At 45.6% G+C, this 25,205-nt stretch carries 22 protein-coding genes; 15 read left to right on the forward strand and 7 right to left on the reverse strand.

The genetic code is table 11. The annotated features are described in order from the left end of the window. The first annotated feature begins 8 nt into the window (after positions 1-8). The 8 genes from ACESLK_RS03005 to ACESLK_RS03040 all read left to right on the forward strand — a co-directional run bounded on the left by ACESLK_RS03005 (position 9) and on the right by ACESLK_RS03040 (position 9,714). Positions 9-395, forward strand: coding sequence for a hypothetical protein (locus tag ACESLK_RS03005; protein WP_372661977.1), 387 nt, complete (start codon positions 9-11; stop codon positions 393-395). A 228-nt stretch (positions 396-623) separates the two neighbouring features. Beyond that, entirely contained in the window at positions 624-2,249 is a 1,626-nt protein-coding gene (locus ACESLK_RS03010; RefSeq protein WP_372661980.1) for a response regulator transcription factor, read from the forward strand. 1 nt (position 2,250) lies between these two features. Beyond that, positions 2,251-4,041, forward strand: a complete 1,791-nt coding sequence (locus ACESLK_RS03015) for a cache domain-containing sensor histidine kinase (RefSeq protein ID WP_372661983.1) — start codon at positions 2,251-2,253, stop codon at positions 4,039-4,041. Between the two features lie 12 nt (positions 4,042-4,053). Beyond that, complete coding sequence (locus ACESLK_RS03020; protein ID WP_372661986.1) at positions 4,054-5,040, forward strand: substrate-binding domain-containing protein; 987 nt, start codon at positions 4,054-4,056, stop codon at positions 5,038-5,040. A 30-nt stretch (positions 5,041-5,070) separates the two neighbouring features. Then, positions 5,071-6,348, forward strand: coding sequence for an extracellular solute-binding protein (locus tag ACESLK_RS03025; protein WP_372661989.1), 1,278 nt, complete (start codon positions 5,071-5,073; stop codon positions 6,346-6,348). A 148-nt stretch (positions 6,349-6,496) separates the two neighbouring features. Then, positions 6,497-7,864: an ABC transporter substrate-binding protein gene (locus ACESLK_RS03030; RefSeq protein WP_372661992.1), complete on the forward strand. Its 1,368-nt coding sequence runs from the start codon at positions 6,497-6,499 to the stop codon at positions 7,862-7,864. A gap of 87 nt (positions 7,865-7,951) precedes the next feature. Further along, entirely contained in the window at positions 7,952-8,854 is a 903-nt protein-coding gene (locus tag ACESLK_RS03035; protein ID WP_372662158.1) for a carbohydrate ABC transporter permease, read from the forward strand. Positions 8,855-8,868: 14 nt separating this feature from the next. Further along, positions 8,869-9,714 carry a carbohydrate ABC transporter permease gene (locus ACESLK_RS03040; protein WP_372661995.1) on the forward strand — a complete coding sequence of 282 codons (846 nt, stop codon included), beginning with the start codon at positions 8,869-8,871 and terminating at the stop codon, positions 9,712-9,714. Positions 9,715-10,045: 331 nt separating this feature from the next. Here the strand turns inward: ACESLK_RS03040 and ACESLK_RS03045 are convergent, their stop codons facing one another. Continuing rightward, entirely contained in the window at positions 10,046-10,483 is a 438-nt protein-coding gene (locus ACESLK_RS03045) for a hypothetical protein (protein WP_372661998.1), read from the reverse strand. 72 nt (positions 10,484-10,555) lie between these two features. Here ACESLK_RS03045 and ACESLK_RS03050 point away from each other — a divergent pair, with 72 nt between their 5' ends. Then, complete coding sequence (locus ACESLK_RS03050; RefSeq protein ID WP_372662001.1) at positions 10,556-10,933, forward strand: DUF423 domain-containing protein; 378 nt, start codon at positions 10,556-10,558, stop codon at positions 10,931-10,933. Positions 10,934-11,041: 108 nt separating this feature from the next. Further along, positions 11,042-12,856, forward strand: coding sequence for a putative bifunctional diguanylate cyclase/phosphodiesterase (locus ACESLK_RS03055; protein WP_372662004.1), 1,815 nt, complete (start codon positions 11,042-11,044; stop codon positions 12,854-12,856). A 37-nt stretch (positions 12,857-12,893) separates the two neighbouring features. Here ACESLK_RS03055 and ACESLK_RS03060 read toward each other — a convergent pair whose 3' ends face one another. Continuing rightward, positions 12,894-13,286, reverse strand: a complete 393-nt coding sequence (locus tag ACESLK_RS03060; protein ID WP_372662007.1) for a hypothetical protein — start codon at positions 13,284-13,286, stop codon at positions 12,894-12,896. A gap of 182 nt (positions 13,287-13,468) precedes the next feature. On the opposite strand from ACESLK_RS03060, the gene ACESLK_RS03065 reads away from it, so the two are divergent. Further along, a complete protein-coding gene (locus tag ACESLK_RS03065) occupies positions 13,469-13,783 on the forward strand; it encodes a YunC family protein (protein WP_372662009.1) in 315 nt (104 codons plus the stop codon). 14 nt (positions 13,784-13,797) lie between these two features. On the opposite strand, the gene mtnA is transcribed toward ACESLK_RS03065, so the two are convergent. The 3 genes from mtnA to ACESLK_RS03080 all read right to left on the reverse strand — a co-directional run bounded on the left by mtnA (position 13,798) and on the right by ACESLK_RS03080 (position 17,322). Further along, the gene (mtnA, locus tag ACESLK_RS03070) at positions 13,798-14,871 is read right to left on the reverse strand and encodes an S-methyl-5-thioribose-1-phosphate isomerase (RefSeq protein ID WP_372662012.1); all 1,074 of its coding nucleotides are present in this window, start codon (positions 14,869-14,871) and stop codon (positions 13,798-13,800) included. Between the two features lie 31 nt (positions 14,872-14,902). Further along, positions 14,903-16,111 carry an S-methyl-5-thioribose kinase gene (mtnK, locus tag ACESLK_RS03075; protein ID WP_372662015.1) on the reverse strand — a complete coding sequence of 403 codons (1,209 nt, stop codon included), beginning with the start codon at positions 16,109-16,111 and terminating at the stop codon, positions 14,903-14,905. 185 nt (positions 16,112-16,296) lie between these two features. Next, positions 16,297-17,322: a LacI family DNA-binding transcriptional regulator gene (locus tag ACESLK_RS03080; RefSeq protein ID WP_372662018.1), complete on the reverse strand. Its 1,026-nt coding sequence runs from the start codon at positions 17,320-17,322 to the stop codon at positions 16,297-16,299. Between the two features lie 398 nt (positions 17,323-17,720). Between ACESLK_RS03080 and ACESLK_RS03085 the strand changes: the two genes are divergently transcribed. The 4 genes from ACESLK_RS03085 to ACESLK_RS03100 all read left to right on the forward strand — a co-directional run bounded on the left by ACESLK_RS03085 (position 17,721) and on the right by ACESLK_RS03100 (position 22,850). Next, entirely contained in the window at positions 17,721-19,031 is a 1,311-nt protein-coding gene (locus ACESLK_RS03085; RefSeq protein ID WP_372662021.1) for a sugar ABC transporter substrate-binding protein, read from the forward strand. Positions 19,032-19,114: 83 nt separating this feature from the next. Beyond that, the gene (locus ACESLK_RS03090) at positions 19,115-20,428 is read left to right on the forward strand and encodes a carbohydrate ABC transporter permease (protein ID WP_372662024.1); all 1,314 of its coding nucleotides are present in this window, start codon (positions 19,115-19,117) and stop codon (positions 20,426-20,428) included. After that, entirely contained in the window at positions 20,425-21,264 is an 840-nt protein-coding gene (locus ACESLK_RS03095; RefSeq protein WP_372662026.1) for a sugar ABC transporter permease, read from the forward strand. Before ACESLK_RS03090 ends, ACESLK_RS03095 begins: the two co-directional genes overlap by 4 nt. Further along, a complete protein-coding gene (locus tag ACESLK_RS03100; RefSeq protein WP_372662029.1) occupies positions 21,261-22,850 on the forward strand; it encodes an alpha-amylase family glycosyl hydrolase in 1,590 nt (529 codons plus the stop codon). The genes ACESLK_RS03095 and ACESLK_RS03100 overlap by 4 nt, the downstream gene beginning before the upstream one ends. A 94-nt stretch (positions 22,851-22,944) precedes the next feature. Here ACESLK_RS03100 and ACESLK_RS03105 read toward each other — a convergent pair whose 3' ends face one another. Beyond that, complete coding sequence (locus tag ACESLK_RS03105) at positions 22,945-24,210, reverse strand: MFS transporter (RefSeq protein ID WP_372662032.1); 1,266 nt, start codon at positions 24,208-24,210, stop codon at positions 22,945-22,947. Between the two features lie 72 nt (positions 24,211-24,282). After that, positions 24,283-25,197 carry a LacI family DNA-binding transcriptional regulator gene (locus tag ACESLK_RS03110; RefSeq protein ID WP_372662035.1) on the reverse strand — a complete coding sequence of 305 codons (915 nt, stop codon included), beginning with the start codon at positions 25,195-25,197 and terminating at the stop codon, positions 24,283-24,285. Positions 25,198-25,205 lie beyond the last annotated feature (8 nt).

A 25,205-nucleotide genomic window follows, 5' to 3' on the forward strand; every position in this document is an offset into this window, starting at 1 on the left:
TTTGATATTTGAGCCAAATCTCCGTAGAATCTACAGCTGCAGAGCTCAACCAACTCACCGGAGCACCATTAGCTGTAGAATCTACAGCTGCAGCGCTCAACCAACTCACCCGAGCACCAGTAGCCGTAGAATCTACAGCTGCAGAGCTCAACCAACTCACCGGAGCACCAGTAGCCGTAGAATCTACAGCTGCAGAGCTCAACCAACTCACCGGAGCACCAGTAGCCGTAGAATCTACAGCTGCAGAGCTCAACCAACTCACCGGAGCACCATTAGCTGTAGAATCTACAGCTACAGCGCTCAACCGACGCACCGGAGCACCATTAGCTGTAGAATCTACAGCTACAGCGCTCAACCGACGCACCGGAGCACCATTAGCTGTATCGATCCAGTAATTTGCACGAAATTGTCACAACAGCGGATAGTTAGCCGAAAACTCGAGTAAAATGCATCCGAATCCTCTGGCGGGATCTCACGCCAGGGAGTAAATCCGCCACCCCAACTCCCACCATTCGTAGCAAGATTCATGCGTAATACAAGAGGCTCTCAGCTAATTGTCTTTGTCAGATGGGCACATATCATGCATAATTATGTTAGTGCTCACACATCTGGAGGGGACAGAGATGTACAAAGTAATTATCGTCGACGATGAAGCAGTGGTCCGGTTGGGACTTAAAAATACGATCAACTGGAACGAGCATGGCTTTGAATTGATCGGCGACTACGCAAACGGCCGCGATGCGTGGGAAGCGATCGAGAAGGCTGCGCCGGAATTGATTATTTCGGATATTAGCATGCCATTTATGGATGGATTAGAGTTGGCTGGATTGGTTTCGGCGCAATTTCCTTATATTAAAATGATTATATTAACGGGTTATGACGAATTTGAGTATGCACAGCAAGCGATTAGGCTTAAGGTGGCGGATTTTATCTTGAAGCCAATAACAGCGAAGGAAATCCGTAAGCTTCTAGATCGGATTAGAGCGGAGATGGACGAGGAAACGAGGCGACGCGAAGATCTCGGCAGGCTCAAAAGCCAATTGAACCAAAGTCTTCCACTGCTTAAGGAACGGTTTCTTGAACGTCTTGTTGCTGTCGGTCTCGGAAAAGCGGAGATAGAAGAGAGATTTAATTATTTTGAGTTACCCCCGCGTTCACCTCTCTACTTAGTTATGGTTTTAGATATCGATGATTTCGGCGATCGTGAGTTCGATTCTTATGAGCATGACGTCGAGTTTCTGCGATTTGCCGCGTTTGATATCTTCAAGGAAACGTTGGAGCGTGAAGAGGTCATGCTGCTTCGCACGCGCGAGGAGCGATTGGTTGCAATTATCGGTGGTCCGGACAATGAAAGTCTATTATATGAACGGGTGTTTTCCCTCGCTGAAGAGGTTAGGTATCATATTGAGAAATATTTGAAATTCACGGTGACGATCGGTATTGGCCGAACTTGCGCTTTCCCGGAGCAGCTGCCGCATGCTTACAAAACTGCGCTTTCCGTTTTGGATTACCGCTTTTTACTCGGCAAGAACCGCGTGCTTAGTATACTGGATATGGAAGGTAAGCACTCCACGTCATTTCCGCCCAAGCTGGATTGGGACCGCAAGCTAGCCTCCGCCGTCAAAACCGGTTCCATTAAGGAAGCCAATGAGCTTATCGAGAACGGAGTAGCAGAGCTTAAATCATCGCGTGCCCCTATCGAAGCTTGTTTTCTGCAATTGCAGAAGGTTGTTCTCTCCTTGATGAATTCGATCCAAGAGCTTGTTGTCCATGATATTGAAGACTCCTTCGATAGACAAATGAGACTGATGGATGTTTATCAATTCAAAACTTTAGATGAGGTCGAGATCTGGTTAAAAGAAGTAGTGCGCTCCGTCATCTCTATGATTGCGGACAATCGAAGTCACTTGACCAATATGCAAATCTATCGCGCGGTAGAGTACATCGATACGAATTATGCCAATGATAAAATGTCCCTTCAGGATTTATGCCGGCACGTGCTCATGAGCACAAGTTATTTCAGCCTCGTATTTAAGCAACACACCGGAGAGACATTCGTAGAGTATTTAACAGGGGTGCGAATGAAGAAAGCGAAGGAATTGCTGCATAGTACCACGCTGAAATTTTATGAGATTGCCGAGAAAGTAGGATATAAAGACCCTAACTATTTTAGTATTTTATTCAAGAAGCATACCGGTATAACTCCTAAAGACTACCGGGATAAGCAGGTAAAGGAGAGCGGTAATTAAGATGCCCAACAAGCGTGCTTTCCGATTTCACTTATTCCCGTTAAAGAGTATCCAATCGAACATTTCCCTGGCTTTCTCGTGCCTCATTCTGGCCGCAATCCTGCTCACAAGTCTCGTAAGCTACCAATTATCCGTTGATGCGGTCGAGAGAAACTCGCAGGGGTACATTGAGGAGATTATTAAACAAGTAAATACGAATATCCAGTCGTATGTAGATAATATGGAGAACATATCCTTGCTCGCCTTAACGAACAAGGACGTGAAATATTATATATCCGACAATAACTTCATCAGCGCAGATGGTCGCAGGATCTATGAGAAGCGTATCTCCGATTTGTTCCAGGCCATTCTGTATACGCGCAAGGATATTGCCTCGATTATGGTATTCGGCTATAACGGAAGATATGTATCCGACCGGCGTATTACAACCTTGAATCCGAATACTAGAATAGAAGAACAATCTTGGTATAGGATGGCCAAGAGCGAAGCGGGCAAATCGGTTATTTCTTCGCCTCACGTTCAGAATATTATTAAGAACGAATACCGTTGGGTCGTATCCTTGAGTCGGGAGCTGAAAAGCACGGACGGGATTACGGCCGAAGGCGTCTTTCTGGTTGACCTCAATTTAAGCATCATTAACGATATCTGCAGTAATATTAACCTAGGCAAGAAGGGTTACCTTTTCATTGTGGACCAAGAGGGGCATATCGTCTATCACCCGCAGCAGCAGCTCATCGACAGCAAGCTTCGGACAGAGAAGATCACCGAAGTGATTGGAACGGAGAGCGGAAGCTCTTTTACGGCTGAGGACGGAGAAGGCAAACGGATCTATTCCGTGCAGGATACGAGCTTCGGTTGGAAAATCGCAGGAGTTGCATACACAGACGAGCTGATCGCAAGCAAAGAAGAGTTGCGCAACTCTATTATTGTGTATGCACTGTGCGGACTGGCGATTGCGCTCCTAATTTCCGTGTGGCTGTCGCATCGGTTTTCCAAACCGATCAAGGATTTGCAAACGGATATGAAGCTAGTAGAGAAAGGCAACTTCGATATTCAGACCGAAATCGGGGAAATGAACGAAATCGGACAGTTAGGCCGGTCTTTTAACATGATGGTCAGCCGCATCAAAACGTTAATGCAGGAGCTTATCCGCAACCAAGAGAGCAAACGCAAAAGCGAGCTTTTGCTGCTGCAATCGCAAATCAATCCGCATTTTCTATATAACACTCTCGATTCGATCGTTTGGATGGCCGAGCAGAAGCAGCATGAAGAAGTCGTGCTTATGACATCGGCATTAGCCAAGCTCTTTCGGGCCAGCATTACGAAGGATAAGGAGCTGGTGCCGATCCGTATTGAAATCGAGCACATTACGAATTATTTGCTCATCCAGAAGATGCGCTACACTACTGAATTAGAATACCTCATCGATATCGATGAAGAGATTCTAGATTTCCAAACCCTGAAGATATTACTGCAGCCATTCGTTGAGAATGCGATTTATCATGGCATCCGGAACAAATTCGGGATAGGCGATGGGGTCATCACGATTCGGGGGAGGCTCATTAAGGACCAAATCGTGTTTGAAGTCGAGGACAATGGGTTTGGTATGACACCGGAGCAGCTGGGGCGAATTCTCATTACCGGAGAAGGTGCCAACCGAAATCAAGGAATAGGAATCAGTAATGTCAACGAGAGGATTAAGCTGTATTTCGGACATGAATACGGAATTCAAATCCGCAGCGAAATCGAGGTGGGTACTTGTGTTACGATTACGATACCCAAACTCGCTTAAAGGGAGAATGATATGCACAAACAGCGATTTACGATTTTACTCACTGTCGTAGTCATTCTAGTAACCATATATTCCATATACCAATTTAATGTGTTCTCCGCTGCGACCAAACAGGATAAAAGGGTTATAGTCGTTCTAAAGTCAATAAATGTACGTTTGGACTTCTGGCAAACGGTGAGCGCGGGTGCGCAAGCGGCGGCAAAGGAAATGGGGCTGGATATTGATGTTCAAGGTCCGCTTCTGGAAACGGATGCGGATGACCAAATTCGTGTTCTAGAGGAGGCAATCGAGCAGAAGCCTCAAGCCATTGTTGTCGCTCCTTTTATTGATGAACGAATGCCAGCCGTCATTAACCGCATACGCGAAGCAGGGATACAATTGGTTGTAATTGATACTCCCTTGGATTTGAACCCTCCAACCGTCGGTGTTTCTAATAACCATGTTGAAGCGGGTCGACTTGCTGGAGAATCCTCTATCTATGAAACTAAGGGATATCCGAATGTCGCCATCATAAGTGACTACCCGGACTCAGCAATATCCGCTGAACGTCTTGCCGGCATAAGGAAAGCGCTTAGCAGCTATGTTAACAGCATCCTCGGCGTCTATTATGCCGATAATTCCGAGGATAAGGCTTATGGAGTTGCCATGAAGCTTCTGTCGGAGGACAATCCATTTAATACTTTCGTGACCTTGAACGAACCCTCCACTTTAGGAGTTGCGAAAGCGCTCAAGGAGCGGAACAAGGCAGGTACGATCAAACTCATCGGCTTCGATAGCTCTAACAATGAAATCCAACTGCTGGAGGAAGGGGTTCTTAATGCCGCTATCGTCCAGAAGCCGTTTAACATGGGGTATCTCGGAGTCAAAACTGCGTTGAAGCTAATTGAAGGTGAAGATACGGATGCCGTCACTTATATCGAATCGAACATCATTACTCAAGAAAATATGTACCTGCCGGAAAACCAAAAACTGCTTTTTCCATTTATCGATAATAAGTAAGCATCTTTTCGGGAAAGGTTTGATGAGCTAATGCCGACTTTAATCCTTCTTGCGCGTCGCTTCTATTGGGTAACGGCGGGACTGCTTATTCTTTTTGTTCTAACCTCATGTGCCGGCTCTGATGCCGAGCTATCAGCCACCCCTGTGGAGGAGAGAGCATTAATTCGATTTGTCGCTGCGGAATATAGTACGGAAACAAAGCCTCTGCTGGAGAAGCTGATCAAAGAATTCGAGCTCAAAAATCCACTGATAGACATTGAGCTTCAAGTCGCCAATTGGGATGTCCTCGACGGCATTTATACGACGATGATTAGTAAAAACCAACCGCCTGATCTGCTGAATACGAACGTATACGCTCATTTTGCTCAAGATGGACTCCTTAACAATTTCAAGGATATTATTTCTCCCGAATTAGAAGCTAAGCTGCTTCCGAATTTGATGGAGATGGACAAGATGGATGGAGCTCAGTACGCCATTCCATACTATGCCTCAATCCGGCAGTTGTACTATAACAAGGAATTGCTGGAAACTGCCGGTATCACCGCACCGCCGACCACATGGGCCGAACTTGAAGATGCGGCGCTTAAAATTAAATCAACCGGAAAGGCTGACGGCTTCGGCGTTGATTTAACGGACAATGAAACGCAGGCATACTTGTCCTATTATTTCTACGGAGCCGGCGGCTCATGGATCAAGGATGGGAAGTGGGCAATTAATTCTCCGGAAAATATCGAGGGCTTAACCTTTCTTAAAGATTTATTCGATAAAGGCTTAACGGATCCCGAACCGACCGTAACGACTAGAGATGAGAAACAGCGGATATTGGGTGATGGAAAGCTTGGCATGATGATCTCGGGCAACTATTTCACGACCGTCGTACCGAAGGAATTTCCTGGGCTTAAGTGGGGTGTCGGCCCGATTCCCGTCAAGGATGGACTGCCTCCGATATCGTTTGGCGTCCATGATGTATTCGTCTCGTTCCAGACAGACCATACGGACAAAGAGGCGTTATCCAAATTTCTGGACTTTCTTTACGACGATTCCGTATATGAAGAGTTGATCGTGCGCGAAGGTTTTCTCCCCGTAACTTGGACGGTGGGCAGCAGCCTTTCCAATCAAGACCCCGTTATGAGAAGCAATCTGGAATCTCTTCGCGCAGCGAAGTTTTATCCTGTCCAGGATCCTTCCTGGCAATCTGTGCTTGATTACGCCCGCAAGCTAGGTGACGCCGTGCTCTATGAGAAGCTAACCCCGAAGGCTGCGCTAGATCAGCTTCAGCTATTCGCGGAGAGCAAGAGCGGACGATAATAGTATGATAAGAAGATAATAAAGAATTCATGGAAGATATTCGATAGAGACTTAAGCCCTCCCGCTCTATGATGAGATTAAGCGCTGGCGTTCAGAACGAATGCCGATAAAAAGCGTAAAATCATCATTCGTGGGAGGGTTTGCTTTTATGATTATTAGGAAAAAAATAGCTGCGCTCGGTATCGCTGTAATCATGGCCGCGGTAACACTAGCAGGCTGCGGTTCTACCAAAGAAGAAGCCTCGAGCTCGCCTTCCGAATCTGCAGCTGCATCGGCAAGTGCTCCTGCTTCCGAATCGGCACCGGCGGATGCCGGCGTTAAATTGACGGGTGACTTCGAAATTCAATACTTCGTAGGCGGATACGGCGACAAATGGTGGAAAAAGGTTATTGCTGACTTTCAAGCCGCTAACCCGGATTTGAAAGTTAAGGAATCCGGCGGACCTAAAATCAACGATCAGATGAAGCCGCGCTGGATTGGAGGCAATCCACCGGATTTCGTATACATCGATGGAGCCGGGCTGAATGATCGGCAAATGGTGGAGGATGGCCAGCTTGAAGATTTGACTGAATGGCTGAAGGATGCCAAAAATATTGATGGCGATCTGATCACAGACATTCTGGCCCAGCCAGCTCAGCAATTCGACGGTAAAGTATATAATATCCCTCTTGTTCTGAACTCATGGGGCGTATTCTGGAATAAAGCACTCTTTAAGGAAAAAGGCTGGGCTGAACCTCAAGACTTCCAATCGTTTCTTGAAGTCAGCGACAAGATCAAAGCGGATGGCATAACACCATTTATCCATACCGGTAAGTACCCTTATTATATTAACGGCTCGATCCTGTTCCCTGCCATCGTATCCGCTAATAATAATGATTTCACTATTCTCCAAGACATGGCCGCCAACAAAGTAGAAGCTTATGAAAGCCCTGCTGTGCTTGCTGCCCTGAATAAAATCGTAACTCTCCGTGATAAAGAGTTCATCGATAAAGCTTCCATTCAAATTAACCATACCGATTCGCAAATGCTGTTCCTGCAAAATAAAGACGCCTTTATCCCTAACGGTTTGTGGCTGCCCAATGAAATGTCCAAAGACGTTCCGGAAGGCTTCGACTTCGGTTTCATCCCTTCCATAACGCAGGAAGCTGGCGGCAAAGTAGTGGCCAACACATCCACTGCAACCGTAGCAATTGCCAAGAACGGCAAGAACAAAGAAGCTGCTAAAGCGTTCCTGCAATTCGTATTCTCCAAAGCGCAAGCATCCCAATGGGCCGAGCTTAGCGGAGCGCCTTCGAACATTAAAGGTGATATCAGTAACTCCATGGCTCCAAATTTTGTTAAAGACGCAGCGAAATATTTGACCGACCCGAACACTGTTGTTATCCCAACGATTACGTACAACGCCGACGTGGATAAAGCGATGATGGATGCGACGGATGCTTTGACTATCAATACGATTACCACTGAAGAATGGGTCAAACGCGTTACGGACGTAGTCAAAAAGGTAAGTAAATAAAAGCTTTATTGGATAACTGCGGGGGTGATCGCGGCATACGCCTCGATCATCCTCTCTCGAATATATTCGGAGGGATGGTTGGCAAGCATGAACTCAGGGACAGCAAAGTGGCAGCGCAACGTATTTATCGCATCATTCATCCTTCCTACCCTTGCGTTCTTTAGCGTATTTACGATTTACCCGGTTATACAGGGATTATATTATTCCTTTTTCGATTGGTCCGGTATGTCGAATAACAAAACATTTATCGGCTTCGATAATTTCAAGGAAATGTTCCATGACCCGATTATTTGGAGAGCGATCGGCAATGACTACTTTCTCGTTGCGGGCAAAGTGATCGGCATTATGGCTCTCGCCACCTTTTTCGCCGTGGCACTTACACGTTTCGGATTCAAAGCCGCCGGGTTTTTCCGGTCGATTTTCTTCATTCCGAATGTAATCTCCGTCGTCGTTATCGGCGTATTGTGGAATTTCATATATAACCCGCAAATTGGTTTCCTTAACGCTTTCTTGTCGTTGTTCACGAGCGAGAAGGTGGATATCGCTTGGCTTGGTTTCCCCCATCATACAATTTGGATGCTGCTTCCTCCCTCAATCTGGGCGGGAATCGGATTTTATATGATCCTGTTAATCGCGGCTATTCAAAGCATTCCCGCGTCCTATTATGAAGCAGCGAATATGGAAGGAGCGGGCCAGTGGAGACAATTCCGCAGCATCACGATCCCGCTGGTTTGGGAGCAGATGAAGGTATCTGTATTGAACATTATGATGACTACGCTGAATGGCTCCTTTGTCATTGTTTGGATTATGACTGAGGGCGGTCCGGACAACAGCACTCAGGTTATGGGTTCTTATTTATACCAAATGGCGTTTAGACAATATCATTTCGGTTACGGCGCTTCAATTGGCTTTATGATCCTGATCTTGTCTCTCATTACGACAATAGCGCTTCAACGGCTAATGCGTCATGAAACCGTCGAGATGAGCTAAGGAGGACGATCAAAATGACTACATCGATAAAAAACCCGGTCGTAAAACTATTCTTCTATACTATTCTTATCATTTGGAGCGTATCCGTTCTTTATCCGCTGCTCTGGACTTTGCTCGATTCATTGAAGGACAATAAACAATTTTTCCTTAACATGCCATGGGCTTTGCCGGAAATGCCCTTATTCTGGTCTAATTTCTCTTACGTATGGAGCAAGTATAATTTCAGCACCTACTTCATGAATTCGATCATCGTTACAGTCGGTTCCACGGGTCTTGGGCTGTTATTTTCCGCTACGACTGCATACGTCCTGGCCAGATATAAATTTAGAGGAAGCAATGCGATATTCCTGCTCTACATCTCTTCTATGATGGTGCCGTTTGTTCTTGCGCTAATCCCTTTGTTCTTCCTTATGAACACGATGGGGCTCATTAACACTAAAATCGGCTTGATTCTCGTATATACGTCGAGCGTGCTTGCTTTCGGAATTTTTGTGCTTGTAGGATTTTTCAGATCATTGCCGAAGGAATTAGAGGAAGCGGCCATTATGGATGGAGCCTCTTATTACGGAACGTTCTTCCGGGTCATGCTTCCTTTGTCCCAACCAGGGCTGATTACGATCGCTATTATTAACGTCCTGAATATATGGAACGAATATATCGTGGGAACGATACTGGTCAACGACCCGGAGCAATATACGCTTCCCGTCGAGATCGGCATTATGCAAGCCGAGATGCAATACCGAACGGAATGGGGCCCATTGTTCGCAGCGCTGCTCATTACGATTGTCCCCGTATTGGTTATGTATATTTTCTTCCAAAGGCGAATTGCAAGCGGAATTACGGCGGGTGCGGTCAAATAAGCTCAATCGGCAGGGGCTGTCCCATAAGTAGTTATGGGCAGCCTTATATGTTTAAATCGACTTTATGATTTTTGCGGGGCAGTATCTCCTTCCGGTTGCAAGTGAGATAAGCGAAATTTGGAACGACTCCTATTCGGAGATTTCACTTATCTCAAAAAGCAAACGCTACGCTCCTACAGGAGATACTGCCCCCTTTTCATCTTCGATTTCGACTAAAATAGCCCATAAAACAACAAAAAGAAACCGCTTTTTTTGGTAAAATGGAAGTACCACCTACCATCAACCAAAGAGCGATTTCTTTTTACATTCAATATACCATGGACCAACTTTCTTAAAGCATAAATCCAATCATCATCATAAGAAATACCGACAGTAAACACAGGCCGTTTAGAACAGTTCCAATGATGGCGAACACCTTTTTGTACCCTTGGCGTACTAGGCCGACAATACCCAATATCAGCCCAACGGCGATGACGACAAAAATGAGAGGGAATAAGACGAGGTAACCGAGAATGGGCGTTATTGTACTTATAAGCTCCTCTTCTGTCATCGTTGGTTTCCCGCTAGCATCCAGAAAGGTTGTGAAATCAATGGTGTTGCTTACCCATACAATGATGGCAATGGTGATACCTACAACCGAAATAATACTTACTACGGCCATGACAAAAGATGCAATTCCTAATCCACTATGCTTTAATGGTGCGTCTACCGGGCTGAAAACGGGGGTAAAGGGGTGCTTGGATTCCATTTGTTCCTCGTGTTCATTCATGACATTTCACCTCATAAACGTTATGATACTTACAGTGAGCAACAGATGCAAACTAAGGAGGATTCACCTGCTATGAATAAGTATACAAAAATTGGAGCACTTACCGCTATGTTATCGGTAATTCTAGGTGCCTTTGGTGCACATTTGCTGGAAGATCGCTTAACTATCCATGCGCTGGAGGTTTACGATACTGCTGTTCAATATCACATGTTTCATGCCGTAGGGATATTATTAATTGCTTTACTGATGGAACGGCTATCCTCTCAGAAGCTGGCAATCTGGGCTGCGAGACTTCATTTGATCGGTATCGTCCTATTTTCCGGGAGCCTGTATGTTTTGGCGCTCAGCGGCGTGGAGAAGCTTGGAGCGATTACTCCTCTAGGCGGTGTTGCTTTTATCGCAGGTTGGATTTGCATGGCTCTTGCAGCGCGGCCCGCTAATAAGGGGTGAGGTCCATTCGAAAGATGGAAAATACTATACAAAAATGTAGATTGATTTATAATAATAGAGAATATTACTTTAGTCATAGTTCCCATAGTGGAGGAAGGACGTCGCCTGGTGATCGGATGGTCCGTTAGTGAGCTTTGGCCTGCATGGATTGCGTCTGGTGTAGTTTTGACCGCAAGCGCATCGTCATTGGGGTGGTGGTTCGCCCGAAGACGTTCCCGTATTTCATCATCTGCTCCGTCCTATCAACTGGAATTATTAGATTCATTATACAATAATAGTCCGATTGCATTTGCCTTAATTGATCGACAAGGGCGATTTCTTGACATCAACAGCGACCCCACGGAATTATTCGGCTACACTAAGGCAGAGATGGCTGGTCAACCATTCTCTACTTTGGTAGATGACGGCTCCCATGATGTCACCCTTCAGATGTTCCATCGAACGCTTAAAGGGGATAAGTGCACGCAGGAAATTAGAATTATACATAAGCAAGGTCATCCGTTAGATTTGAATATTCATACCTCACCGCTAATCAGAAGGGACAAGATTATCGGTATTCTTGTATTCATTCAAGATATTAGCGATCACAAACGTACACTAGAACGTATTCGACACATGGCTTATTACGATGATTTGACAGGGCTTCCAAACCGCAGGTTTTTCACGAATCGTTTGGAGCATAAGCTGAAGGCTGCCATGGCTAACGGTATATCGCTTGCGGTATGCTACTTGGATGTGGATCGATTTAAATTGGTTAACTCATCCTTTGGAAGAGACTTCGGCGACATGCTGCTTCTCCAAATTGCAGAACGGTTAACACGATGCTTCCCTGAGGCAGGAGATCTTGCCCATATGGAGGGTGACGAGTTCGCCGCTTGCCTCAATCATTTGCAAGGCGATGAGGATATTTCTAAACGTGTTTCACAGATGATGTCTGTATTAGAAGAACCATTCGAACTTAAAGGTGTACCCATTCACATAACAGCAAGTATAGGTATTGCGGTATGCGGTATAGCAAATGAAGATGCAAGTACTCTACTGAAGAGAGCGGATACAGCGCTTCATCGAGTAAAAGAGAACGGGAAGAACGATTTCCTGCTTCATTCCTCGGATATGGAACATGTTGCCCTGCAAAAGCTGACGATTCAGCATGAGATGCGGCGTGCGCTCATGAATAATGAATTTCTACTTTATTATCAGCCCCAATATGACTTGGCAACCGGTCAAATCGTTGGAACAGAAGCGCTAATTCGTTGGATGCATCCAGAGCGGGGATTAGTGCCTCCATGTGAATTCATATCTGCGGCCGAAGAGAGCGGGATTATCGTACAGATTGGAGATTGGGTTATCGAGGAAGCCTGCCGACAGAACAAGGCTTGGCAAGATGAGGGAATGCCGTTCATTCCAGTCTCCGTTAATCTGTCCTTTAGGCAGTTTTTACAACGAAATTTAACGGGTAAAGTCGAAGAAATATTGCAACAGACCGGCTTAGATTCCAAGTACTTGGAGCTCGAAATAACCGAAAGCATGACCATGGATGTCCAGCGTGCGTCAGATTGTTTGAAGGAACTGACGGATAAGGGTGTTACTATTAGCCTCGATGATTTCGGAACCGGTTACAGCTCCTTTCATTATCTGAAAAATCTCCCGATCGCTAGGCTTAAGATTGATCGTTCTTTCGTTAGAGACGTTCAACAGGATCCGAATGATGCGGCGATCGTCGCTGCTATTATCGCTATGGCTCATAATTTGCAGCTTCAGGTTATTGCTGAGGGAGTAGAAACGGAAGAGCAGGTACACTTCTTAAGATCACATCATTGTGATGAGATGCAAGGGTACTTCGGAAGCCCTCCTCTCCCAAGCGCCGGCATTCATCAGTTGCTGCAAGAGAAGTTAAATCGCTCAGCAATTCCGATTTCATGAAAAACGCCGTAACCTAAAGGGTTACGGCGTTTCTTTGCTAATCCAAGAAATCGTCAATCTCGTTTAATTCGAAGCTATATACTTGTTTCTCATCTACATGATAAACCGTAATCAGCTGCTTGTCAGCATCAAAATTAATAATTCGGCAGGGGATATCCATCTTCACGCCAAGGCCTTTGTTCACATTTAATCGCAGAAGCTTGTTGCTCTGAATATATTGCTCAATCTGATTATTTAAAGCTTCCAGCTGAGAGGGTGCTTTGATACTAATGGTTTCCTTTTGTATTCCCGATCCGATTCGATAATCAACGAACTCCCCGCTGTTTAGCACTCGGAGGAGATGTTCCAGAGCTGCTCCCTTGTTAGTAGCGGAAATACTGATTTCCACTTGGAATAGATAGGAGCCTTCTAAAGTTGTAGGTCTTTTCATTATTGGCCACCTTTCATAAGAGGGCAGTACGACAAAAACTAAGTCTTATTACCTAATATAGCATGTTTATAATGCCCAATATAGTATTGGCAGGTAATATGCCCTGAAAAGTGAATCAATTGTCGCATATTGTATAAAGCATGAACCTATGCCGAAGGGAAGGCAGCAGGGAGGTGGTAGGCATGGTAAAGGTTATTCCGCTTCAAATTGGTGAATGGACAGCCATTGGTGTCGAAGTGCTTTTGCCGAAAACAACGCTTCTAGCAATTACAGCCGGTAATGGATACATTATGTGCGGCGCGTTGGATGTTCAATTGCTTAACGAAAAGCTAAAAGACCGTGAGATCATTGCCGGACGAGCGGTCGGAGTACGAACTCTTCAGCAGCTGCTTGACGCGCCAATGGAGTCCGTCACCGATTCCGCATTGGGTTTGGGAATTACTGTTGGAATGAGCGGAGAAGAAGCGATTCGATTAATGGCCAAGTCTGCTTCTTAAGCATTCACGCTTTTCTAGGATTCAAACAAATTTCTAAGAGCTTGATCATAAGGCGCCTTAATGATGCCTTTCTCCGTAATGATCGCAGTGACGAATTCATTTGGAGTAATGTCGAAAGCGGGGTTGTAAACCGCCACTCCTTCGGGAGCAGTCCGTTTGCCAAAGCCGTGAGACACTTCATCAGGATGTCTTTCTTCGATTGGAATGTCGGCGCCTGCAGGCGTCGACAAGTCAATGGTTGAGAGAGGACAGGCCACATAGAAAGGAATATTATGTGCTTTTGCAAGTACGGCTACGCTGTAAGTTCCAATCTTGTTAGCCACATCGCCATTGGCAGCCACGCGGTCTGTTCCAACAATAACGGCTTGGATCCAGCCTTTGGACATGACGTGACCAGCCATGTTGTCACAGATTAACGTAACATCCACACCCGCTTGCTGAAGCTCAAACGCGGTCAATCGTGCTCCTTGGAGGACCGGACGCGTTTCATCAGCGAACACTTTAAGATGAATGCCTTGCTCGAGTGCCAAGTAGAATGGTGCAAGCGCAGTTCCATACTTCGCTGTTGCTAGTCCTCCGGCGTTACAGTGGGTCAATACACCCATTCCATCCGAGAACAATGTGAGCGCATGCTCTCCAATCGCACGATTCGTTGCTTCGTCTTCGGCTTGAATGAGTTTAGCTTCTTCTAACAAAGCTTGAATGAGATGTTCAACGGGAATACCAGATTGCACTAAAGCTTGTGCACGAGCCTTCATTCGATCAAGCGCCCAGAATAGATTAACTGCAGTAGGCCTGGATGTTGCCAAATACTCTGCATTGCGGTTAACCATATCAAGTATTTCCTGAGAGGTACCTTTGAAATGAATAACTCCCAGTACGACACCATATGCTGCCGCAATTCCAATGGCGGGTGCTCCTCTAACCTTAAGCTCACGAATAGCTTCCCAAACCTCTTGGGGTGTCGTTAGGGGCAAGTATACCGTTTCCTCCGGCAACAGCCGTTGATCAAGCAATGATAAAGTATGATCTATCCAACGCAAGGATTGTAAAACTTCCGATTTCTCTAATTGTTGCCGCTCATCCATAATCTTTCTCCTCTCACTCATTCATTCTCCATTATGCTTTGGAGACGGAGTTGGCTATAGCGATTAGTTCCTCAATTGATTGTGCTTGGCGGTTAAGCACAATCAAGCTTTTACCGATCGAAAGTGCCTTTTTTTGCGCTCTCTCCCGTACGATTGGATCGGGAATACGGTCGATATCAGCGACGTGTGAGAGTCCGATAACTCTGCGTACCATCTTACAGCCTGCAAATCCAATCGTGTCCTGAAGCAGTCTATGCATGTAATGATCCTGATAGCCAGGTGTCTTTGCGATTCGATCTGTTCCATGCTCATTCCACAACGTGCGGAATTTCCGTTCAAAGGATACCCAAATATCGCGAATGGTTTCTATCAGATATTCTCTACGCCCTATACGAGCAGTCTCTTCAGCAGACCAATGCTCTTGAGCCGCGTAGTTCAGCAGCAGATTTGCTATGATTGCACCGATATCAAAACCCATTGGTCCGAAATAAGCGAATTCAGGATCGATAACCTTGGTCGATTGAGGGGTAATGAAAATACTGCCGGTATGGAGATCGCCATGCAGCAGAGCTTGAGAGTGAGTCAGGAATTTCTCTCTTAATATCGCTACTTCCAAATGAAGAGCGGAATCGGACCAAAGTATCGAGGCTTCTGCTTGCAGATGCGGGTCAAAGCTGTTCGTGTCTGCGTCGGTATAGGGGTGATCAAAGATTAAATCCTCTGTGATTTTACATAACTCTGGATTGACGAAGGATAGAGTAAGCAGCTTCTTTTCTTGTTGATTCATTCCCAAATCGGAGGTGAAGAACAAGGTTTTTGCTAGAAATTCAGAGATATCCTCAGCAAATTTCGGGTAAACTCCGCCATCCATAAGCCCTTGACGCATAATAACGTGGTTGCTTAGGTCCTCCATAATCGTCAGAGCAAGCACATTGTCCGTATGATAAATTTTGGGAACGAGTCCTGGAGCAAACTGATCTTCTATCCGCAAGGCTTCACTTTCAATACGGGCACGGTCTAATGTAAGCGGCCAGGACTCTCCCACGACCTTAGCATAGGGGAGTGCTTGCTTAACGATCAGACTGCGGCCTGAACCTGGTTGACTGACATGGAAGACAAGATTTAAATTACCGTCACCGATTTCGCGGCTGACCAGCTCGCCTTCTGCCTCGAAAAAATGGGGTATGGAACGTGCAATCTGTATAGCATCTGGATCTGTTAATGGATGATATTGGCTCATAAGTTCGCCTCCGCGGGGTTTTCCGATAGGTAAAGTTGTTATTTGTCGAAGCCTATAGATGTAAGTATAAAGCACTTTATCGGCGGTTTAAAGTAGATCGTGATACCGGCAGTAAAAGCAGGCATAAAGAAAGGACTGACCATAAAACTCTTATGGAACAGCCCCTGGGATATATAAAATATGGATTAAATAAGCGTTACCGTACGTAGTGAAGATTCCCTGACGACAAGGCGATGCGGGATGATTTGGCGAGAGAGTATGGCCTCTTGTTGAATCATTCGCAATACCATTTGGGAGGCTGTATATCCGAGCTGATAAGTTCCGATATCAACACTGGTAATCGGGGGCATTGTTAACTCTGATAAGGCGATATTGTTAAAGCTCACGATCGCGACATCCTGCGGAATTCGATAGCCAAGCTCAGCAAGGCCCTTCAATACTCCGAAAGCGACGACATCGTCGATAACGACAAGAGCTGTCGGCGGCTCGGGCTGCGACATGATGGACGCCATCGCCCGATACCCGCTTTCGAGCAGAAACTCACCTTCAACGACCCAACCGTTTCTGAACGGAAGTCCGGCCTCCGACAGCGCTTTGGTATATCCGGTCATTCGATCCTGAGTCATCGCCAGTCTCGCTGGTCCGCTTACGAAGCCTATACGTTTCTGGCCTTGGGCTATGAGATGATTGGTCGCATCATAAGCCGCTTGTATATTATCGTTATCGACAGAATTGATATTCTCGTAGTCAAGACTGCGTCCGATTAGAACGAAGGGAACTTTCTCTTCATGAAGAAATGAGATAACCGGATCCGAGGATCGGGAGTACAAGAGCAGTAAGCCATCGATTCGTCCACCCCGCACAAGCCGTGTGACCGTATCGAGCTCTTCTCGTTCATTACTGCCCCCAGCCATTAACAGGTCGTAACCTGCCCTCGTTAGTTGAGCGAGCACACCTCGCATCAGCTCGTAGAAGAAGAAGTTAAGCAGCAATTCCTCGGCAGGTCTTGGTAATATGACGCCGATTGTACGAGTCGTTTTGGAAACGAGGCTTTTTGCCATCATATTAGGATGATAGCCGAGCTCTTCCATGATTTCCTTTACTCTCTTGCTTGTTTCCGCGCTGATTCTAGGATGCTCCGCAATAACCCTAGATACGGTTGAGGGAGACACTCCAGCCTTCTTGGCTACGTCTTTTATGGTTACCGACATTGATATTACGTCCTTTACACTTCAATTGGTCTATATATAGAAATAAATGTATCATGCGATTATTGTGCCACACGTGGCATAGAATCACAAGTTTTGTTTTATTGTGATAATGAAAGATATTCAGAGTATTAATATGTTTATATGATGAAAATGCCAGAATTCAATCTGTGCAAACGATTTACTTATTCTCGAAAATATATATGATAAAGGTATATTCAAAAGCGCTTACATTCTCAATCTAGAGTCGTTTCAGCGTTGATTATTCGAAAAATAGCTACATTTATGCCAACATGGACAAACGTTTGCACAAAAGAAGCTGTAATCGAGAATCTTTGAAATTGGCCAGATTTAGAAGGTAAGCACCAATATTATGGATTCAGAGAGGGGTTCTCAAGTTTATGAACAAAACGAAATGGTTGATCATGTCTCTGGTGTTATCGATGGTATTCTTCCTAGCGGCATGCGGCGGTAATGCAAACAACAACACTGCATCTCCTAGCGCAAGCGCTCCAGCTGCATCTGAAAGCGCAGCTCCTTCCGAAGAAGCTTCAGCGGAGGAGGAGCTTAAAGCGGAAGACGGCGCATCCCTGATCGTATGGGAATCAAAAGAACACCGCGCTCATATGGAAACGATCGCTAAAGCCTTTACGGAAAAATACGGCGTTCCCGTGAAAATCGAAGAAGTTGGCGGCGGAGATCAAATCAACAAGCTAATCAATGATGGTCCTGCGGGCGTAGGTGCCGACGTCGTGGTTTTCCCGCACGATAACCTTGGTAAAGCGGTAGCGGCTGGTTTGCTGCTCCCGAACGACTACTTCGCAGATGTAACAAAGGAAGAGAACTCCGAGGCTTCGGTCAAAGCGTTCACATTTAAAGACGAGCTATACGGTTACCCGCGTTCCGTAGAAACTTACGCTTTGTTCTACAACAAAGATCTGGTTCCGAATCCACCGAAAACTTTCGAAGAAGTAATAGAATTCGCGAAGACTTTCAATGATGTTGGAAAGAAAAAATACGCTTTGATGTGGGAAATCAGCAATTTCTACTTTGCTTACTCCTTCCTGGCTACGCCGGGCGGTTATGTCTTCGGATCAAACAGCTCCGACCCGAACGACATTGGTCTGAATAACGATGGTGCGGTTGCCGGTGCGAAAGTTTATCAATCGCTGAAAGAAATTCTTCCTATGCAATCCGGCGATGCAACGTATGATGTGAAGAAAGGCTCGTTCACGAGCGGTAACTTGGCCATGGACATCAACGGGCCTTGGACGATTGCCGATTACAAGACAGCCGGTGTCAACTTCGGCATCGCTCCGCTCCCGTCAATCGATGGCAAACCTAACGTTTCCTTCTCTGGAGTCAAAGGTTATGCGGTCAGCGCATTCTCGAAATATCCGCAAGCAGGAAGACTGTTTGCTCGCTTTGCAACGACGAAAGAAACCCAATTAAACGATTTCAAGGCTATCGGCACTCTGCCGGCGAACAAAGAAGCAGCAGCTGATCCGGCCGTAACCGCCGATCCGTTGCTCGTGGGAATCCTTGAACAGTTTAATAACTCCTATCCAATGCCGGCTATTCCGGAAATGGGCAACGTTTGGGGTCCCGGTCAAGCGGCAATGGCAGATATTTGGGACAAAGGCACAGATCCCAAAGCAGCGCTGGATAACGCTGTGAAACAAATCAAAGAAGCGAATACTGCAGTTAAATAATCGATTACCGATAAGGTCACCCGCCCGCTTGCTTATGCGGCGGGTGATCCCATTATTTAGGGCATGAAAGGGGTGGTGACAGGATGCGCCGTATGAGCTTGACGGCTTCCATAATGTCGCTTATCGCTCCAGGTTTGGGGCAACTTTATAATCGCCAATTCATTAAAGGTCTCGTGTTCCTAGTCATTGATGCACTTGGCTTATGGTATTTCATAAACAATCTGCCCAGGGCTGTTTGGGGCATTGTCACTTTAGGCGAGCAGAAGCAAGGAATGCAAAAGGTTGGAAAGTTAACCGTAATGGTGGCTGGCGACCACTCTATCCAGCTTCTTGTACAGGGACTGATCATTGTTATCTTTTTCCTGATTTTCGTCTGGTTTTACGCGCAAGCTGTTCTTGATGCTTACCGCAACGGTATATTGAGGGAAAGCGGCGTCAAAACAGCATCTTTCTCTAAGTCTGCCGGATCTCTGTTCGACAAGACGTTTCCTTATACCATGTTGGCAGTTCCGGCGATCGGAATTCTGTTCCTTACCATCATGCCAATTATATTCGGAATTATAATCGCGTTTACGAATTTTTCGGGACCGAATGTTATTCCGCCAAGCGCGCTGGTTGATTGGGTCGGATTCAAGACGTTTACCGATTTATTTACCCTCAAAACATGGAGCTATACGTTCTGGAACGTACTTTTGTGGACAGTCGAATGGGCAATTCTGGCGACGATTACCACTTATTTCGGGGGACTTCTTGTTGCCATGCTGGTGCAGCAGCCGCGCGTCAAATTCAAAAAATTCTGGCGCACCTTATTCATCGTTCCTTTTGCGATCCCGGCGTTATGCTCGGCACTCATCATGAACAACTTGTTTAATGGCGAATTCGGTCCGGTAAACCAATACCTAGCTATGCTTGGAATTGAGAAAATCGGTTGGCTGACGAATCCGCACTGGGCTCGCTTCACTGTCGTGCTTGTCAACTCATGGTACGGCATTCCCGTTACAATGATGATGATGTTTGGCGTTCTTTCGACGATTCCGAAGGATTTGTATGAAGCGGCCGATGTCGATGGGGCTTCGCCCTTTCAGAAATTTAGAAGCATTACGATGCCTCGCGTATTATTTGTTACCGCACCGGTTCTGATTGCCCAATTTGCTGGGAACATCAACAATTTTAACTCGATTTATCTTCTGACAGGCGGAGATCCAAAAACCGGGGAGTATCAATTTGCCGGGAAAACCGATCTTCTAGTCACTTGGTTATATAAGTTAACGCTCGACAACGCTAAGTATAATTTCGCTTCAGCCATTGGAATTATCATATTTTTCATTATTGCGTCGATTTCTATCTATAGTTATTTACAGACCAAATCGTTCAAAGAGGAGGACATGGTGCAATGAGGAAAACGAGATCGGGCTTTGGTTTGTTTTTCAGCTATGTCCTGCTAGTCATACTTGCTATTTCGGTTCTGTATCCGACGACGTGGATTCTCGTTTCCTCATTCCGTCCAGGCGGCTCGATCTACAGTCCCAACTTCTTTCCAGAATCATATACACTCGTGCATTACAGGACGTTGTTTACCGATCCAAGCTTTATGTTCGGCCGTTGGTATTGGAATACGTTTAAAATCGCGGTTTATACGATGGTTTTCGGAACGATGGCGACAACGATGGTGGCTTATGTCATGTCTCGTTTTAGGTTTAAGGGACGTAAGACAACGTTGACCGCCTTGCTTGTTTTGGGGATGTTCCCTAATTTTATGGCTTTGATTTCAATCTTCTTGCTGCTCTATCAGTTTGATTTATTGAACACGCATTTGGCTCTGATCATCATTTATTCATGCGGTGCGCCGGTTGGGGCAACCTTCATTGTGAAAGGGTACTTTGATACGATTCCTGTTAGTCTAGAGGAGTCCGCTCGCATCGACGGAGCAAGTCACCTTACCGTATTCTGGAAACTAATGTTTCCTTTAGCCAAACCGATTTTGACTTATATGGCGGTTACGACGTTTGTTGGAGCATGGATTGACTTTATTTTGGCCCGTCTCGTTCTTCGCTCGAGAGATCAATGGACGGTTGCGGTCGGGCTCTGGGATTTGGCAACGAATTTCAGAACAGCCAACTTTACGATGTTTGCCGCAGGCTGCGTAATGGTAGCTGTACCGATAACGGTTATCTATTTGCTTCTACAGCGGTTTATCGTTGAAGGTCTCACATCGGGAGCGAATAAAGGATGAGTCGGAAAGCTATGAATCGATTATTTGCTCCTATTCTGGGTTTACTAATCAGTTTGTGCTTGTTGCTGTCGGCCTGCAGTTCCGCTCCCCCCTCGGAACTTAAGGAAGCAGGGCCGTCGGATACGTTCTATGAAATCTTCGTACGGGCTTTCGCGGATTCGAACGGAGACGGCATTGGCGACTTGAATGGAATTACCGATAAGCTGGACTATGTGAAATCACTTGGGGTCGACGGGATATGGCTGATGCCGATCCAAATATCCCCTAGCTATCATGGTTACGATGTGACCGATTATTACAGCATCCATCCCGATTATGGTACGCTGGAAGATTTCAAACGCTTGCTTGACGAAGCCCACAAGTTGGATATTCGGGTGATCATGGACTTGGTCGTTAATCACACAAGCTCGGAGCATCCTTGGTTTGTGGAATCTGCGAAAGACATTAGCAATGAGTACCGGGACTGGTACGTTTGGGCTAGTGATCGAGGCGGCGCTAAGCCGGCGGACGGCGCCGTTGGACCGTCGCCTTGGCATGCTCGGGGCGATGATCGGTATCTCGGCGTGTTCTGGGAAGGGATGCCGGATTTGAATTTCGATAATCCCAATGTTCGTAAGGAACTAATAGCCATCGGTAAATATTGGCTTACCCAGGGTGTCGACGGATTCCGGCTGGACGCAGCCAAGCATATATATGGCGACTTCGGCTCGACTATTAACACCCCTGCGGTCAAGGACAAGAACAAAGTCTGGTGGCAGGAGTTTCGCCAAGGCCTCAATGAGGTCAAACCGGACGCCTACCTGGTAGGTGAAGTTTGGGATTCTACCGCGGTTATCGGTCCCTATCTGGACAACGCGCTGAATTCAGCATTTAACTTCGATCTTGCGGATCGGCTGCTCAGCATCGCGAGTCAGGAAACGGCACAAGACATCGGTTTTTCTTTGTCGAGGGCGCATGAATATTTTGCTGATATGTCTGACGGCAAATTCAAGGATGCGTACTTCCTTACGAATCACGACAAGGATAGAGTCATGACGAAGCTGCAAGGCAACGTAGATCATGCGCGTATGGCAGCCGCGATGTTGTTGACCATGCCGGGCACCCCGTTCGTCTACTACGGCGAAGAGCTCGGAATGGAAGGCGCTAAACCGGACGAGCACATCCGGGAGCCGTTTCCTTGGTCGAAGAAACCCGGCACCTCCACAGAGACCACTTGGATCGCGTCGCGCTACAGAGGAGACGGCAGCGCCTCCGTGGAGACGCTGGAGGAATTGCCTGACTCGTTACTAAACCTATATCGCAAGCTCATCTCGTGGCGTTCTTCGGAGCCCGCACTCCGAGGCGGAACTATTGGCTCATATGAGAACGGAAACTCATCCGTTGCCTCCTATACTCGTACTGCAGGAGAAGAGCAATTGCTCGTTCTCCACAACTTATCGGGGCAAGAGCAGACGTTAACGCTGCAAGTAACGAAAGCACAACCCATAGCTTATACTCAATTGGCTCTATCAACCAAAGCCGGCGCGAAGCTCAATAAAGAAGTGTTGGTGCTTCCGCCTTATACGACTGTCGTATTAAAGCCTTAAAACAAAATAAACGATAATTCTGAACCCCCTTCAGATCATCGTGTTCGAGTATACAAACCCGCTGGAGATGACCTCCGGCGGGTTTGTTCAGCCTTCAGTCATATTTTCGTAAACTTTTCAGGTATATAAAGGATAGCACGCCCATGCAGAGTATACCGAAGCCGCAATAGACGATAACGATTGACGGTCCGTAAAGATCGGAAAAAATAGAAGAGACAGCTAACCCAATTGGCGGAGCGACACTTGTGAGTGAGCCTAATGTGCCGAAAACTCTCCCCTGGATTTCTGAATTGACTTCTAATCGTAACGAGAGATTAATAATGAGTGTGCTAAATGAGAAAAGAAATCCGATGATGAGAATAAAGGGCAGGGCAAGTGCAGCGGAATGAACTTGCGAGAGCAGGATATAAACAGGACCCATCATCATGATGCTCATGATGATCCATTTCCCCCTGCTTTTCAGTTTGCTGCCTAATAAGAGGATTATTCCCGACCCGATTACATACCCCAGAGGAATGCAGGATTCGATTAATCCAAACTCCAAAGGATTCGCATGCCAAATCTGAACCGCCATGACTTGAATCAACATTAACGACGATATGAAGAAAAGAAATAACATTGGGGATAAAAGTACAGCAGACTTTGCAATTGGATTATGCCATAAATATCGAAAACCTGAGATGAAATCATCTCTAAAAGATTTTTTTTCCACGCTTTTCTTAATGGGATTAGGAAATTTTCCTGCTAGGTAGATCAGACAAGCCGATAATAAGAATGTTATCGCATCAACTGTAATCGCAAAAACACCTCCGAATGCTGCAAAAGCAATTCCTCCTAACGCAAAACCTGATATCCGGACAATATTATCGGCGATATTCAGAACCCCGACAGCTTGATAAACTTGTTCTTTTCCAACGATGTCAACCAGAGAAGCTTGGAAGGAGGGGGCATGAAACAAACTCGTGAAAGCAATAAGAGCAGTTAAAAGAATAATCAAATAAAATGGAGTGTTAGGTATAACCATCAAAAGAACGATCCCCAAAACCAAGAAAAACCGACAAACATCCGCTATCACCATTAAGGTTCTCCGATCCATACGGTCAGCAACAGTGCCGGCAAATGACCCAAACAGCATACTGATCAGCAAGTGTGTTATCAGAACCGTAGACATTAATTTGGCACTTCCAGTTGTTTGTATAATCCACAGATTTAATGCCATGCTGTGAAAGGTATTTCCTAATAAAGAAACGGAATAACCTGATAAAACAAATAGAAAGGAACGGTTCCGCAAAACTGATTTTTTTCCAGCTTTGTTTTCAAGAACCAAACTATTTGATTGGTCTCTAGACAATCCAATCACTTCAATCCCTCCTTGCAAAGTATTAAAGAATTAACTTAATCGTTTAAGTTGGTATAAATTAATGCAGAGAGGTTACTCTGCTTTTACACGAATATATTTATCGTGCGGTATATCTCTTTGACCACTCAGAAGCTGCATCATTAAATGAAAAGCCGCAGATGACTTCAACTCCCCGAAGTCTATCCGTGTAGTTTGCACTGGAAGAATGGCTGGACAATTCGCGGTACAAATGACAACTAATTGAGATGGATTTACATACTTAGAGACGATCGCTCCGATTAACTCATTTATTACGATCACTGACTTGTTCGGATGTTGATTCAGAAATCGCACAAGTCCCTGTTCATGTTCCATGACATGGATGCTGTTATCTGCAACACCAGAAAAAACTTTTATTTTCTCAATAGTCTCTTGGTTATTAAAGGCCTCAATAACGAAGTGGCAATCCTGTGAATGGATTTTCACTGCCTTGGTTATGGCATCTTCATAATCATAAACGACTTTATAAAATAGCGGATCATCAATAAAGCTGTCGATCACGATTAAAGGAACGCCTGCTTTGAATTGATTCGAAATACGATGAAATTGTTCATTTTTAACATCAATCAGAAAAACGCCATCCAGCTTTCTTTCCGCAATAATATTAATATTCGGATTTGTGGCGTCCAGACTTGAAAGAACGACATGATATCCTTTATTTGTAAAATAGTTTTCTAGCTGATCGATTAATTCTAAATTAGAATGCCTTCTCCAAAACCCTTCATTTTCCGTTCGATTAACTAAGATTCCGATCAGTCCTGTTTTTTGTTTAACAAGAGATCTTGCAGCCAGGTCGGGGATATAATTTAATTTATTTGCAGTTTCGATAATTCGGCATTTGGTATCATCTGGGATCGTTTGGTTTGACACATTATTTAAGACATAACTGACAGTAGCAACAGAGACATTTGCCGCTTTTGCAATATCCTTCATGGTTGTTTTCTTCATGAAATAGT

It is taken from the genome of Cohnella sp., assembly GCF_041640265.1.
Classification (GTDB): Bacteria; Bacillota; Bacilli; order Paenibacillales; family Paenibacillaceae; genus Cohnella.